The 15,598-nt window shown below is 43.7% G+C and carries 11 protein-coding genes; 9 read left to right on the top strand and 2 right to left on the bottom strand.

From position 1 onward, the window contains the following. Positions 1–17 precede the first annotated feature (17 nt). Positions 18–428, top strand: a complete 411-nt coding sequence (gene fliS / locus MKX40_RS27645; RefSeq protein ID WP_339238123.1) for a flagellar export chaperone FliS — start codon at positions 18–20, stop codon at positions 426–428. Between the two features lie 43 nt (positions 429–471). Then, entirely contained in the window at positions 472–762 is a 291-nt protein-coding gene (locus tag MKX40_RS27640) for a flagellar protein FliT (RefSeq protein ID WP_339238121.1), read from the top strand. A 448-nt stretch (positions 763–1,210) separates the two neighbouring features. On the opposite strand, the gene MKX40_RS27635 is transcribed toward MKX40_RS27640, so the two are convergent. Further along, complete coding sequence (locus MKX40_RS27635; protein WP_339238119.1) at positions 1,211–1,579, bottom strand: hypothetical protein; 369 nt, start codon at positions 1,577–1,579, stop codon at positions 1,211–1,213. A 734-nt stretch (positions 1,580–2,313) separates the two neighbouring features. On the opposite strand from MKX40_RS27635, the gene MKX40_RS27630 reads away from it, so the two are divergent. The 6 genes from MKX40_RS27630 (at position 2,314) to MKX40_RS27605 (ending at position 12,475) form a co-directional block, all read left to right on the top strand. Beyond that, positions 2,314–2,511, top strand: a complete 198-nt coding sequence (locus MKX40_RS27630; RefSeq protein WP_024631599.1) for a cold shock domain-containing protein — start codon at positions 2,314–2,316, stop codon at positions 2,509–2,511. A 508-nt stretch (positions 2,512–3,019) separates the two neighbouring features. Beyond that, positions 3,020–5,752 (top strand): S-layer homology domain-containing protein, encoded by a 2,733-nt coding sequence (locus MKX40_RS27625; RefSeq protein WP_339238117.1) that lies wholly within the window; start codon positions 3,020–3,022, stop codon positions 5,750–5,752. A 468-nt stretch (positions 5,753–6,220) separates the two neighbouring features. Then, positions 6,221–6,784, top strand: coding sequence for a ribosome-associated translation inhibitor RaiA (raiA, locus tag MKX40_RS27620; protein WP_124116500.1), 564 nt, complete (start codon positions 6,221–6,223; stop codon positions 6,782–6,784). Positions 6,785–7,572: 788 nt separating this feature from the next. Beyond that, positions 7,573–10,077, top strand: coding sequence for a preprotein translocase subunit SecA (secA, locus tag MKX40_RS27615; protein ID WP_339238115.1), 2,505 nt, complete (start codon positions 7,573–7,575; stop codon positions 10,075–10,077). A gap of 241 nt (positions 10,078–10,318) precedes the next feature. Then, positions 10,319–11,432, top strand: a protein-coding gene (gene prfB / locus MKX40_RS27610; protein ID WP_339238113.1) for a peptide chain release factor 2 whose coding sequence is annotated in 2 segments (ribosomal slippage) — positions 10,319–10,390 and positions 10,392–11,432 — 1,113 coding nt in all. Because the reading frame shifts where the segments join, the coding sequence is not laid out codon by codon here. Positions 11,433–11,566: 134 nt separating this feature from the next. Next, on the top strand, positions 11,567–12,475 hold the full coding sequence (locus MKX40_RS27605; protein WP_339238111.1) for a YitT family protein: 909 nt from the start codon (positions 11,567–11,569) through the stop codon (positions 12,473–12,475). Positions 12,476–12,724: 249 nt separating this feature from the next. Here the strand turns inward: MKX40_RS27605 and cls are convergent, their stop codons facing one another. Next, a complete protein-coding gene (gene cls / locus MKX40_RS27600) occupies positions 12,725–14,173 on the bottom strand; it encodes a cardiolipin synthase (protein ID WP_339238109.1) in 1,449 nt (482 codons plus the stop codon). 330 nt (positions 14,174–14,503) lie between these two features. Here cls and argC point away from each other — a divergent pair, with 330 nt between their 5' ends. Further along, positions 14,504–15,553, top strand: a complete 1,050-nt coding sequence (argC, locus tag MKX40_RS27595; RefSeq protein ID WP_339238107.1) for an N-acetyl-gamma-glutamyl-phosphate reductase — start codon at positions 14,504–14,506, stop codon at positions 15,551–15,553. Positions 15,554–15,598: the final 45 nt, after the last annotated feature.

The raw sequence follows: 15,598 nt of genomic DNA, 5'->3' as shown, positions 1-15,598 counted from the left end.
TATAAAGGGTGAGACTCTTGATTACATCTCCTTATGATAAATACCGTCAATCCTCAGTCCAGACTTCAAATCCGGCACAATTGGTCATTATGTTGTATGATGGAGCAATTCGTTTTGTTAAGACAGCTATTGATGGGTTGACCCAGAAGGATAATGAGAAGACAAGTCTGAATTTGGGGAAAGCCCAGACCATTATTAGTGAATTGATGAGTACCTTGGATCGGTCTTATGATATTTCCAAGAGTCTGCATTCATTATATGAATATACAAATTATCTGCTTGTGGAGGCAAACATTCGCAAAGATGTAACCAAAGCCGAAGAAGCAGTAGGATATTTAACGGATCTTCGTGAAACGTGGCTACAAGCTTCTAAGATTGCTTCAGGTCAGGAAGCGCCACCTGTTACTACTGAAAGTGCTCATGGATAAATCGTCATATCTGACTCAGTTACAGCAGCTGACGAGTAATATCATGGACGTGTTATATGAAACCGAGTATGAGCAACTCGAAGCTTTTGTTGAAGAGCGCCAAGTGATTATTAATGGACTTGTGGAGCAGTTTTCTCTCCAGCCCGCAAGTGTAACTGAGAAGATAGAAATCGAACAGCTTTTGGGCAACGACAACGAAATAGTAGCACGTATGAATGTTCTGCGATTAGAAGCTCGGGACTGGTTGCATAAACGAGGACAAGCCAAAACACAGCGAAATGCTTATGAGTCAGGTTATACACCAGATAGTTTTTTAATGGACAAAAAGAAATAGGAACTTAATAAGAAACCTTCATGTTAGAGAATGACTGCATCATTACACTGGTACCCATTAGTCTGGACACTTGATAAAAGGTGTGCGGTCTTTGGGTACTATTTTGTGTGCTGGGTAAGCACTGGAGAATAAAGGAGTAATTTACGGAAGAAGACATGAACAAATGTTAAAGGGGAGGCCATCAAGAATCACTTCCTCAGTCACTGAAAAAGTATCTCTTATAGAAACATCAAAAAACGAGCCTTTAGAATCGCTTCTAAGGCTCGTTTTGAGTCCTGGAAATCGTATGATATCCTAAAGTTTTGATGTTTCACAAAGCGTTAGTTTTCAATAGAGTTGTTTAATACAGGAATCATCTATTGTCCGCTTATTAAATGAGCATTACACTTTTTCAAACGTCTTAGAAATGGATTCTAAATAAGTTAAAGCCTCTACTTTTTTAAAAAGATTAATATGTTATTTCAATGAAAACTTCAGCAATATCCCTTACGCCTTCTTGTACGACTCCAACTGAACCAACAGCCTCACCAGGGATTGTGGGTGGTAATTTTAAAGCTCTTACTAGACCTGAATTTGTAACGCTGAAATAGGGCCCGCCTTCGCTATATTGGCTAGGATAGTATTTGTAATTACGACCGTATGGCAGTTGATAGGTTTCACCAACTTTAAGTTTTACTTGATAAGTAAGCATTTGAATCGTGACATCTGCTTTTGCTACGGGTTTAATTGTTGAATCTGATGCGGATGCAATGCCAGTGCTTAGTGAGAGCAACAGAAGAGCCGATGCAGTAAGTAGTACTTTTTTAGAATTAAACAATTTGAACATCTCCTTGGAATATATTTACTTCTATCTAAATATATCACAAATAAATATTAGTTTATTAAATAATTGATATAAATACAAATTGTTACAAATCGTATCTGTTATCATATGTATTCATAAGCTATCAGACGACTATTTAATAGCGATACATTATGTGAATATTGCTGGTCTCCTTCGCGTTATGATTGTCTTTAGATGCATCCTTTTCTCTATTCATGCCGTCAGTTGTGTTCCGGATTCTCCGAATGTAGAGAGGCGACTACATTGTATTTCAATCAGCGCTTATAACCGCTTTAGCTACTCTTTGCATCGATGAGTCTCGCAACTTCCATTGTTGAGATGCTCGCTATGTAACAGAAAAAGTATCCTAAAAAGATGCTCTGCTCAGAGGGTACTCCTATAAATTGCTACATGAGTTTAATTACAATTACTATTGTATAGCTACAGTAGATTATTTTGCGCGATCTAATAACTATTTTTATGTTATCCTATTAGCGTTGCGTTTGTTAATCTTACTTGTATATTTGGTCACATCTGTTCTTTAACACCTGATATATTTAAGATATCCCAGCATTCAACACAATCCCCAATTAATCTACAAAAAATTCCAAGAAAACATTTACTTTACCAATTGACAATGGATAACTTTGGATGGTATTATCTGAATTGTGGGCAGAGGTTAAGGCCGAAAGCTTCACTTCATTTGATGACGAAGGGAATGTTAGTGCATGCAAGGTAAAGTAAAATGGTTCAACGCAGAAAAAGGTTACGGTTTCATTGAGACTGAAGATGGCGGCGACGTATTCGTACATTTCTCCGCAATTCAATCCGAAGGATTCAAAACTTTGGAAGAAGGTCAATCCGTAGAATTCGACATCGTCGAAGGCGCGCGTGGACCGCAAGCAGCTAACGTAATCAAATTATAATCATCCGGACAATCCGACCTACATATATGGTTAGATGGTTACCAAATTGAATTATCGCTAGCATCAGACTCCGGTGATCCGGGGTCTTTTTTTGTTTACTTATATTTTTTTAATTAAGTCTAGCTTCAATTTTACATAAAGCTATCATCGTTCTTATTAATGAATGTTCTAAACAATACGAGTTTAGAGCTGTTTGATAATTTAAGCGGTAAAATTTTTAATGATGCACAAGAGCGAAAGTATGTGGATAAACGACGATGATAAGAGATTGATTCAACATATTAATAGTGTAAAAAACGAGGTTTTCTGTAGGGAGATTCCAATTTTCTTCCTGAACTATCATTGAAGAGTAAATAAATAGTAGAATACTTCGTCCAGTATATGGTATATTATTACTACCTTGCTAGATAATTAGACCTATAAATCTAAGTTGTTAGATTTATTACAATCGTCTAACAAAGCATTAACGATTATCTGAGAGTAATACATAAGACTTTAGGAGGACAACATGAGCAAAAAGAAAAAACTTCGTGGAGCATTTGTTAGCGCATTGAGCTTAAGTATGGCACTGTCATCAATGGGTGCTGTATCTGCACAGTCTGTAAATGATGTTAAAGGACACTGGGCGGAACAACAAATTGATAGCTGGATTGCAAATGGAAGTCTGAACGGCTACCAGGATGGTTCGGTTAAACCGAATAGCGCAATTACACGTGCCGAGTTCATCGTATTGGTGAATCGGTTGTTTGAATTTTCTGAAACAGCATCTGCTGATTTTAAAGATTTGTCACCATCCAACTGGGCATATAATGACGTAGCTAAAGCGCTCAAAGCTGGTTATGTTAAAGGGTATTCCGACAATACTTTCCAACCTTCTTCCAATGTTAGCCGTCAGGAAGCAGCGAGTATGATATCTAGTGTTCTTGGTTTAGACCCAAGTAACTCTGAAGGAATCAAACAATTCAAAGATGCAGGTAAAATTCCTGCTTGGAGTCAGGGGAGTATTGCAGCAGTAATTGAGAAGGGGATCATGAAAGGATACCCAGATGGCACGTTCCAGGCTCAAAAGCAGCTGACTCGCGCTGAAGCGATTGTCCTGATTGATTCTGCTCTAAACAACCGGACGGTAGCAAAAGAAACTTTAAGCATTGATACACCAGGAACATATGGAAGCGCACAAGAAACCAAAGTTGTGAACGGTGATGTAATTATTAATGTGGCTGGCGTGACTCTTGAAAACTATGAAATTAAAGGTGATTTACTGCTTGCTTCAGGTATTGGCAGCGGAGACGTAACCATTAAAAATGTAAAAGTCCACGGTACTACCAATGTAGAGGGTGGCGGTGAGAACTCTATTCATTTTGTAGATTCAGTGCTCGTCAACGTTCTGGTAAATAAAAAGTATGGTACCGTTCGTTTGGTCGCAGAAGGCACAACAACAGCTCAAAAAGTGATTGTACAATCTTCTGCCAAATTGGAAGAGAATGAACTAAAAGGTGAAGGATTTACTGATATTGAATTGGCAAAAGAACTGCCAGCTAATGCGAGAATTCAGTTAAATGGTAAATTTGATGATGTTGATGTATTCAGCGCATCCGTGACTGTACAATTGCAGCGCGGATCAATTCAGGACGTGAAAGTGGATGCTACGGCTGCCAATAACACAATCCAAATTAGTGCTGGTGCGCAAGTTGTGAATCTTGTATTAAACGCAATTTCAAAAATATTAGGTGCATCTAATATTACAACGGTAACACTGAATTCCGGTTCCCAGAATTCCGCATTCGATGTAAGACCAAGCAATGTTCAAGGTGACCAAAAAGGTAGCATTGTTGTTAACACGCCATCATCTACGACGACTGCTTCAAGCGGAGAATCTTCTTCAGGTGGATCTTCGAGTGGAGGATCAAGTGGTGGCTCGACTGGTGGCTTGATTAATCAAGGAAAGCCGACTGGTCTGTCCTCTAAAGAGGTTACTGAAGTTGGGCATGATGGAAAAATTACAGGGGTTACATCAGCGATGGAATACCGCCTGAAAGGATCGGCTAACTGGACAACCGTGGCTGGAACAGAAGTCACAGGTCTGGCAGCAGGAACATATGAAGTGCGCTATGCGGCAAAAGCAGGATACAACGCTGGAGCGGCGGTAGAAGTAGTAGTAGAAGCATATGTGGCACCTGAACTTGAAAATCAGGACGCTCCAACAGGCCTGGATTCCACAGCGGTAACTGCAGCAGGAAATGACGGTACAATTACAGGCGTTACAGACGCGATGGAATATCGCTTGAAAGACTCTAATAATGCCTGGACAGCAGTGACAGGAACTGAAATCACGGAATTGGTTGCAGGAACCTATGAAGTACGTTATGCGGCTAAAACAGGTCACAATGCAGGAAGCGTGGAGGAAGTAACAGTGGCGGCTTATGTGGCACCTGATACTACAGTAACTAAGATGCAGGAGAACAGTGATCTGAATACTGGAGCGGTAAGCTTCAACTGGAGTTCTATTAACGGCATAGGTAGTAAAGACAAGCTAGAAAACACGAATGGAAGTAGCTACAATTACTATTCAGATGGTGCGTATATAGCGTTGCAACTGACAGATGCTGAAGGGAATGTACTCCCGTTCAATGATGTATTAAGCGAGATTACATTACAAACGAACAATGGCACTGTGGATACGATTCCGGATAGCAACCGCGAAAAGGCTGACTTCGGGATCGAAGGATTTGAGCAATATAAAACTGTACTGGCTCAACCGATAGGCGGAAATAGTTTGTTCTATGGCTTGAGACAATCCAATGGTGTGGCTCATACGGTAGGATTTGAAGCAGGAGCAAAACGTACAATCAACTTGACGGTAAAGGCTAAAGAAAGCGCAGTGGTAGGGACGTATACAATTACAATCTTTACGGCTCAACAAGGCACTGAATTTAAGTCCCAGGGAGAAGCCTTGAAGTATACAGTAGAAGTGCAGGCACCGAATCAAGATCAAAAAGCTCCAGAAGGATTGAATTCCACAGCGGTAACAGCAACAGGAAATGACGGTACAATCACAGGAGTAACCGATGAAATGGAATACCGCTTGCAAGGTGCGAGTGACTGGACAAAGGTAACAGCAGAGAGTACGACTATCACAGGTTTGGCGTCAGGAACGTATGAAGTGCGTTATGCGGCTAAAACAGGTTACAATGCAGGAAGCGTGGAGGAAGTAACAGTGGTAGCTTACGTGACTGAATGAATATAGTTTAATTATAGAAGACGGTTAAAATAGTAACTTCAAACCCATGAAAGAGGAATAGGGAAGATCCTCTTTTATGGGTTTTTGAATTATAAACTTGATTCTAATGTGAATGAGTAAGTAGGGAAGTTTTCAAGTTCTCAGGTGTACCTGCAGTATGTCAGGTCCAAGTTAAAATAAGTAGTGATTATTAATAGTGAAGGAAGATTCGGGAATTTATTTTAAATTTCACATCATAGATTGAACCCGCTCAGAAATGGTTAATTACATCATTCAAGCGCCTGAGAAGACAACCAATGTGATTTCTTGATTATGGCTGAATATGATGAAATATCGCGAAATATGGCGTTATGCCTATGTTGGCAGATGTGGCTTCAACAGATGTCATTATTCGGTCACCGGGAGTTTTTACATGGCGCTTACATTCGTGTTATAATGAAGTGGCAAAGGAAAAAGGAGGAGTGCCCTATGAATTTAAGTATTCGAGGTCAACAAATCGAGGTTACTGATGCTTTGAAGGATTATGTCGACAAAAAGTTGAGTAGACTCGAGAAGTATTTCGATGCACCCCTTAACTCTGACGGTGCTGTTACATTGAGCACGACGAGAGGTTTGCATACGGTAGAGGTGACGATCCCTTTGAAAGGCATTGTGCTCCGCGCTGAGGATGAGAGCGACGATATGTACGCATCCATTGACTCCGTGGTGGACAAGCTGGAACGTCAGATCCGCAAACACAAAACTAAAATTAACCGTAAGTTCCGCCAGGAAGGCAGCCTGAAAACACTCTTCGTTGAAGATCCAACAGGTACTGTAGCTACAGCTGAACTGGATGCGGACACGGATGAAGATGATTTGGAAGTTGTACGTACGAAACGCTTTATGTTGAAACCAATGGACGTGGAAGAGGCCATCCTCCAAATGAACATGGTTGGTCACAATTTCTTCGTATTCTCCAACATTGACAGTGAAGAAGTTAGCGTGGTTTATAAACGGAACGATGGTAAGTACGGTTTGATCGAACAAGGTTAATTTTAACGTACAGGATCATCGGAACTGAATAAGAATATCTAATTTTTAATAATGAACTCAGGAACTGTAGTCCTGGATTAGAGTTAACAAGAGCTTCCATCCCTTAGGGGGTGGGGCTCTTTTGTGCGTAGAGGGACGGGGAAACGACCTTTGGAAATAAAATGGTGAAACTATTCCCTATGCTGCTGCGTCTAATAGATAGTATGAAGAAACAATAATCGTTACAATTTAACCACCAGATTCCGATGGTTACGAAAATATTCGTACACCTAATATCGAGAACTTAATTTTGAGATTATCATCCAAATTTACCATCAAAATTCGTTGACAGGGCAGTCTGCCTTGTAAAATGAAACAAGACAATCGAACGCTTCCGCTAACGACTATGATTTTTTGCACTTAAACTCCATCTGATATGTCTCAGAAGTTCAAAGAAGTGTGCCGTGGCGTGTTGCGGCGACCCTTACAAACTGTTACAATTTATGCAAAGAGAATCATTGTCCTGATGAGGAATTGTCAACGAATGATCGCTAATCATAATCAATGACAGGCACAGCACCATGAACATGATTCGCAAGGCGGGGGCTTCGGCTAGTTTTTAATAATCGAATCCGTCTGAACACCGAATCAGCTTCATGAGGAACCCTTGGCAAGCCTGGAGTTGATTCATCCATATTACTTTTTATATTGTTTGTCACCCCCAAGGGGAAATGGATGCAACATCCATCCGATGGTGTCGCGTGGCGGCAACAGGGGGTCTATTCTGTTTTGCACGAAAGGGGTATACCATGCTAGGACTTGTCAAAAAGATCTTCGGCGACATGAATGAACGTGATGTTAAACGTCTGATGAAGACGGTCGATGTGATCAATAAACTGGAACCACAATTTCAGGCGTTGTCTGATGAACAGCTGAAAGGTAAAACGGAGGAATACCGTGCTCGTATCGAAAAGGGAGAAACAACAGATGAGCTTCTTCCAGAGGCATTTGCAACTGTACGTGAGGCATCACGCCGTGTACTGGGCAAGCGCCACTACGATGTACAGATGCTAGGCGGTATCGCGCTGCATGAAGGCCGTATTTCCGAGATGAAAACGGGTGAAGGTAAAACGCTGGTAGGAACACTTCCGGTATATCTGAACGCGTTGATGTCCAAAGGTGTTCACGTGGTCACGGTCAATGATTATTTGGCCCAGCGAGATAGCCAGGAAATGGGACAAATCTACGAATTCATGGGCATGACGGTAGGGGTTAACCTGAGCGGTATGGACCATGCGTTGAAACAGCATGCATATGCATGTGATATTACGTACGGAACGAACAATGAGTTTGGTTTTGACTATCTGCGTGACAACATGGTGCTATACAAAGAGCAAATGGTACAACGTCCATTGTTCTTCTGTATCATTGATGAGGTGGACTCCATCCTGGTCGATGAGGCGCGTACGCCACTCATTATCTCTGGACAAGCTCAGAAATCGACAGATCTGTATTATGCAGCTGACCGTTTTGTGAAGCGTTTGGTACCGGAGGAAGACTTTACGGTAGACATCAAGGTGAAATCCGTAGCGTTGACTGAGGCGGGTGTGGCCAAAGCAGAGAAAGCATTTGGGATCGAGAACTTGTATGATCATGCCAACGTTACGCTCAACCATCACATCGTACAGGGCTTGAAAGCGAACGTAATCATGCGTCGTGACGTGGATTATGTAGTCAGTGACGAAGAAGTTATGATCGTCGATGAATTCACAGGTCGTCTGATGTCTGGACGTCGTTACAGTGATGGATTGCACCAGGCGATTGAAGCCAAGGAAGGCATTGAAGTACAAAACGAGAGTATGACGCTTGCTACGATTACCTTCCAGAACTATTTCCGGATGTACCGTAAACTTGCGGGTATGACGGGTACAGCGAAAACCGAGGAAGAAGAGTTTAAAAAAATCTACGGCCTCGAAGTACTGCAGATTCCAACCAACCGTCCGAACAAACGGGATGACATGGCAGATGTCGTGTACAAGAGCATCGATGGCAAGTTCAAGGCGGTTGTAGAAGAAATTGTGGAGCGCCACAGCAAGAATCAACCGGTTCTGGTAGGTACAGTATCCATCGAGAACTCTGAACGCTTGTCTGATATGCTTAAGCGCCGTGGTGTAAAACACCAGGTACTGAACGCCAAGTACCACGCGGAAGAAGCAGAGATTATCTCAGGTGCTGGCCAAGCGGGTGCAGTAACGATTGCTACCAACATGGCAGGACGGGGTACAGATATTATCTTGGGTGAAGGTGTAGCTGAAGTAGGCGGCCTTCATATCATCGGTACAGAGCGTCACGAATCACGCCGGATTGATAATCAGCTGCGTGGTCGTGCGGGACGTCAGGGTGACCCGGGTTCAACACAATTCTACCTGTCACTGGGTGATGAATTGATGAGACGTTTCGGTGCAGACAATGTATTGAACATGATGGAGCGCCTTGGTTTTGAAGAAGACCAACCGATCGAGAGCCGGATGATTACCCGTGCAGTAGAATCGGCGCAGAAGCGTGTTGAAGGTAACAACTTTGACGTGCGTAAAGTCGTTCTCCAATATGATGATGTCATGAACCAACAACGTGAAATTATCTATAAACAGCGCCGCGAGGTACTGGAGTCCGAAAATATCAAACAGATCGTCATGGATATGATCAAACCTTCCATTGAACGTATCGTTGAAGCACATTGTAGTGACGATATTCCGGAAAACTGGGAGTTGCAGGAAGTTGCCGATTACATGAACAGCAAATTGCTGGATGATGGTTCGGTAACGAAAGATGATCTGTGGGGCAAGGAAGCAGAAGAGATCATCGAGTACCTGTTTACGAAAGTTCAGAACAAGTACAATGCACGTGAAGAGCGAATTGGCGAAGAGATGGTTCGTGAGTTCGAGAAAGTGGTTGTGCTGCGTGCAGTAGACAGCAAGTGGATGGATCATATTGATGCAATGGATCAATTGCGTCAAGGTATCCACCTTCGCGCCTACGGCGGTACAGATCCACTGCGTGAGTACCAGTTCGAAGGCTTCGAGATGTTCCATCAGATGATCGCTTCAATTCAAGAAGAAGTAGCGACTTATGTGATGAGAGCACAGATCGAGAGCAATCAGGAGCGTCAAGCGGTTGTTGAGGAAAGTCAGATCTCGACAAGCGGTGAACCTGCTGAGAAACGTCCAGTGAAGGTTTCTGACCAAATCGGACGTAACGATCCATGCCCATGCGGTAGTGGCAAGAAGTTCAAACACTGCCACGGTCAAGAGTAGTACAACGATTTTTATATACACGATGACATGAACGGCTCCTCGCAGCCGGGTATTCCATAGGATGAAGTGAAGGATGCAAAACCGATGAATGGTGCATAGTTATAATAATATGACCATGATCACGGAGGAGAGATATACTGATACAACAGTAGTCTCAACACCAGGGTGGTGCATCTGATACCTGATCTGGAGGAATGCCCTGGAAGCGGGGAGCTTATCTTAATGAAAAGAGGAATTGCACATGATCGATCCAAATGTGAAGCATGACCTGCGTGAAATAGGCAAGAAACTAACAAACCTTAGGGGGTCTCTTTGACTTAGATCTGAAGCAAGAGATGATTGGCAACTTCGAAGTGAAGATGTCTGCCCCGGATTTTTGGGACGACAGTGACAAGGCGCAATCTGTAATCGCTGAGCTGAATGCGGTAAAGGGATCTGTAGATCAATACACCAAACTTCAGCAGGATTATGATGATGCAGTGATGATGATAGAGCTGGCGGATGAAGAAGGCGACGAAGATCTCGCTACCGAGATTGGTAACAGTATTACAGCGATCGTGAATAAGGTTGCAGAGTTCGAGCTTCAGCTTCTCCTGAACCAGCCATATGACAAGATGAATGCGATTCTGGAGCTTCACCCGGGTGCGGGTGGTACCGAGTCTCAGGATTGGGGCCAGATGCTTCTTCGCATGTACACACGCTGGTCTGAGAAGCGAGGTTTCAAGGTGGAGGTACTGGATTATCTGCCAGGTGATGAGGCTGGGATCAAGAGTGTTACGTTGTCGATCAAAGGACATAACGCTTATGGTTATCTAAAAGCCGAGAAAGGTGTACACCGACTGGTGCGGATCTCTCCTTTTGACTCATCTGGCCGTAGACATACGTCCTTCGTATCCTGTGATGTGGTACCGGAGATTGATGACACGATTGAAGTCGATATCCGTACAGAGGATCTCAAGATCGATACGTACCGGGCAAGTGGCGCGGGTGGACAGCATATCAATACCACCGACTCTGCCGTACGGATTACTCACCTTCCAACAGGTGTAGTTGTAACGTGTCAGAATGAACGTTCACAGATCAAGAACCGTGAGCGAGCGATGACGATGCTCCGTTCGAAATTGTATGAGCGTAAAATTGAAGAGCAAAAACAACAACTGGATGAAATCCGAGGAGATCAGTCGGATATTTCATGGGGTAGCCAGATTCGCTCCTATGTGTTCCATCCCTATAGTATGGTAAAGGATCACCGTACAAGTGTAGAGACAGGAAACACAGGAGCAGTAATGGACGGCGACCTCGATGCATTCATCGATGGTTATTTGCGTAGCCAGATTAAAGTAGAAACCGATTAATAGAAGTTCCTGTATGGACCCATACGTCTAGGCGTATGCTGGTGTATACAGGGGCTTTTTTTTGAATCATTTTATAAGATATAGAGAACATGAACGAACAACTGATCAGTCACAACAAAGGAGAGCACGAGAACATGCAACAACGATCACAATTTCATAATAATCGCAAAAAGAGGTTAACCAGCCTCATCCCCCTAAACGGACCATGGAGAAACGTCGTGGATACGTTATCCATTATTGTAGGTTCGTTTTTAATTGCAGTGGCTTTTAATTTATTTTTATTACCGAATCAGATCGCTTCAGGCGGGGTGTCCGGGTTATCAATTCTGGGCAAGGAATGGCTTAATTGGGAACCGGCATATACCCAGTGGGCGATTAACATTCCACTTCTGATTGCAGGATTTCTGCTCATTGGTAAGCAGTATGGAATTCGCTCAGTCCTCGGCAGTATCGTCCTGCCGCTGTTAGTTTATCTGACGAAGGATTGGGCCATTCCAACAACAAATCCGTTGCTTGGTTCACTGTATGGCGGTATTGGCGTTGGTTTGGGGATCGGCATTGTATATCGGGGTCGAGGATCAACGGGGGGCATGAGCATTCTGGCCAGAATCGTTCAGAAATACAGTGGACTGAGTTACTCGATCTGTGTGGTGATTATGGATGCTACCGTTATTATTATGGCTGCTTTTGTATTGTCATTGGAGCAATCACTCTATGCACTGATTGGATTGTATGTTACGGGGAAAGTGATCGATGCCGTTGAGATGGGGCTGGGTTTCTCCAAGGTGGCTTATATTATCTCCAACCAGACTGAAGCGATTAGCAAAGTGATTTTGGATGATCTGGATCGCGGTTTGACGAAGCTTGAAGCTAAAGGTGGTTACACCGATGATCAGCGAACCGTACTGATGGTGGTGGTTGGGCAAAATGAGGTGCCAAGGCTCAAAACGTTGATCCGGTCCGTAGACCCGGGGGCTTTTGTCATTATTAGTAACGCGCACGAAGTGCTCGGCGAAGGTTTTAAGCGGGGAGAGCATGTGTGAACGGTGTGAGCATTAGGTGAGTGAGCCGTTGTAGTGCTCATACGTTTGGGAATAAAAATTCAAAAAAAGCAGGTACATCCTTCTCTGCAATGGCAGAGAGGGAGTACCTGCTTTTCTACTATTAAAAGTTCAACTTAACATTTCACATAACGGAGAGGACAGAAATGTCCTGAAGAAGTGGAACGTTCGCCTGAAAGCTTTCTAAAGAAAGCTACTTCAGAAGGATATCCTGTCATCGGACTGCCACCACTACAGAATCGGAGATAACAGACGGGAAATCGCTTCTTTGAAACGAATAATCAGACTGCGTTTCTGGTACTCCTCGAGTGTCATCTCGCGCGATACATGCAGGTCGTGCTCAAAGGTTTGTACAAGTGCTGTCGCAATCGTTTCATCGTACATAAAGGCATTCACCTCAAAGTTCAACCGGAAACTGCGGTAGTCAATATTGGCGGTTCCCACGGATGCAACCAAACTGTCAATGATAAGTGTTTTGGCATGAATGAAGCCATTGTCATATATAAATACCTTGGCGCCAACCTTCAACAACTCGCCAATATAAGATAGCGTAGCCCAATAGACGAAGGCATGGTCTGGTTTATTCGGGATCATAATGCGAACATCAATACCGGACAGACACGCGAGACGAATCGCTTCGAATACACTGGCATCTGGGATAAAATAAGGCGTTTGAATCAGAATCGAATGTTTGGCACCATTAATCATCTTGAGATAACTGTTCTTGATATGCTCAGTCTCTGCATCCGGTCCACTGGAGACAATCTGCATGGCCGTGTTGCCCGTACCCTCAATATGAGGGAAATGTGCCGGAACATATGGTGTGTCGTGTTGTTTGGACGCTTCATTCCAATCCAGGAGGAAACGGGTCTGCAATGCATGAACGGCATTCCCCTGAATACGCAGATGAGTGTCACGCCAGTAACCGAATTTTGAGTTCAAGCCAAGATACTCATCTCCAACATTAAATCCGCCCGTGTACCCCAGGTTACCATCAATGATGACAATCTTACGGTGATTACGATAGTTCATACGCAAGTTGATCAGACTGAATTTGGACGGGAAAAAGACTTCAACCAATCCGCCTGCTTCGCGCAATTCTTTGAAAAAGCGTTTGGATACCCGCCGCGAGCCGAGCGCATCATACAGCAAACGAACTTTGATGCCTTCCCGCGCTTTGCGGATGAGTGCATCCCGAATTCTTTTGCCCAGACGGTCGCCTCTATAAATGTAGTATTGCACGTGCACGTGATCCTTGGCCGCTTCGATGTCATCCAAGAGCCGCTGGAATTTGTCTGTTCCGTCCGTAATGATCTCAACCGCATTATCCTCGGTCAGCAGGGCACCGTTCTGCTTCAGGTTCATATAGATCATGTCTTGGCTACTCTCGGTTGCCTGGTTGCGGAAAGGGGTACGGTTATCATGCAACTGTGCGAGCTGAGCTTCGATACGTTCCTCCAGCCCGAGTTTTTTGCGTTCCTTCCATTGGAAAAGCCGGTATCGGGTCAGATTCTGACCGGTTAAAAGATAAAGTACAAACCCAAACACCGGAATAAAGTTCAAGACAAGCAGCCAAGCCCATGAAGCACTAGCATCCTTCCGTTCGAAGAAAACAACGGCTGCCGCAAAAATAATATTCAGGCCCAGGAGTACAATAAGTAAAATGGATTCGATATGCACTATAGTCCCCCACGTCTCATAATGACCATCATGAATCTATTCATATATCCTTGATTAGCAGGTTAGTTATGAATGAGACCCTGATTGTAATGTTTCCTACTAATACGTATTTTAACAGAAGTATACCTGTTCGTCCCGGATGTTAAAAAAGATATGTTCGGATTGGGTGGAAATCCATGTGAAATTGATGATAGAGTGTTGTATTTATATAACCAGAGTCGTATAATAATACACAAATATGCATATAAGCGACGGAATTGCTGTGTTCGAGCTTCATTCATGCAAGGACATAGCACAAGTAGCGCATACATCGAGATTGGGGGAGCGAGAGTGAATAACAAATTAAAAGTAGCAATCGTCGGTTCCACCGGCTACGGCGGGGTGGAGCTGATTCGTTTTTTCCAGAACCATCCGCAGGTTGAAATCACATCGGTGATCTCATCATCGAGCAGTGGTGAATCCATCGCAGATGGGTTTCCGCATTTGACGGACGTGATTCACAGGCCACTTGACGGCGTAGATCCGGCTGAGATTGCGAGTCGTGCGGATCTGGTATTCACAGCGACCCCGTCCGGCGTAAGTGCGAAGCTCGTACCAAGTTTGCTGGCAGCAGGGCTTAAGGTCATTGATCTGTCTGGTGATTTCAGACTCAAGGATGGAACGGTGTATGAAGAGTGGTACAAACATCCGGCGCCTTCATCTGATTTGCTAGAACAAGCGGTGTACGGCATGGCTGAGGTGTACGGTGATAAGGTGAAGGGACAGGATTTCATATCTAACCCAGGCTGTTATCCAACGGCTACACTTCTTGGACTGATTCCTGCAGTAGAGGCAGGCTGGATTGATCCTTCCACTATTATTATAGATGCCAAATCAGGCGTATCCGGAGCAGGACGCGGAACAAGTCTGACGAACCATTATGCAGAGATGAATGAGAATTTCAAAGCCTATAAACTGAACAAACACCAACATATTCCCGAGATCGAGCAAGTGCTTGGCAACATAACGGGAACGCCTGTTACGGTTACCTTCACCACACATCTGGTGCCAATGACACGTGGAATCATGAGTACGATGTATGCAAAACTCATTGGGGAACACAGCGACCGGGAGATCGTGGATTTGTATCGCAAATATTATGAAAACAGACCTTTCGTACGTGTACGTGAACCGGGCATCTGGCCTTCTACCAAAGAAGTGTACGGATCCAACTATTGTGATATCGGATTTGCGGTAGATCCTCGCACAGGGCGTTTGACGATTATTTCGGTCATCGACAACCTGGTGAAGGGTGCATCCGGGCAAGCGATTCAAAATATGAACCTGATGATGGGATGGGAGGAGAACCTCGGGCTGAACATGACACCTGTATATCCATAAGGATTGGAATTCAGAAGGCACTGGAATATTCAAAGTTAAAGTAAG

The organism is Paenibacillus sp. FSL R5-0517, from assembly GCF_037974355.1.
In the GTDB taxonomy this organism is placed as follows: domain Bacteria; phylum Bacillota; class Bacilli; order Paenibacillales; family Paenibacillaceae; genus Paenibacillus.
This window is presented reverse-complemented; position numbering and strand designations above follow the sequence as displayed.

Coding starts and splice junctions, on each gene's coding strand:
- MKX40_RS27625 (WP_339238117.1), top strand. CDS start 3,020: ATGAGCAAAAAGAAAAAACTTCGTGGAGCATTTGTTAGCGCATTGAGC.
- raiA (WP_124116500.1), top strand. CDS start 6,221: ATGAATTTAAGTATTCGAGGTCAACAAATCGAGGTTACTGATGCTTTG.
- MKX40_RS27630 (WP_024631599.1), top strand. CDS start 2,314: ATGCAAGGTAAAGTAAAATGGTTCAACGCAGAAAAAGGTTACGGTTTC.
- secA (WP_339238115.1), top strand. CDS start 7,573: ATGCTAGGACTTGTCAAAAAGATCTTCGGCGACATGAATGAACGTGAT.
- MKX40_RS27640 (WP_339238121.1), top strand. CDS start 472: ATGGACGTGTTATATGAAACCGAGTATGAGCAACTCGAAGCTTTTGTT.
- MKX40_RS27605 (WP_339238111.1), top strand. CDS start 11,567: ATGCAACAACGATCACAATTTCATAATAATCGCAAAAAGAGGTTAACC.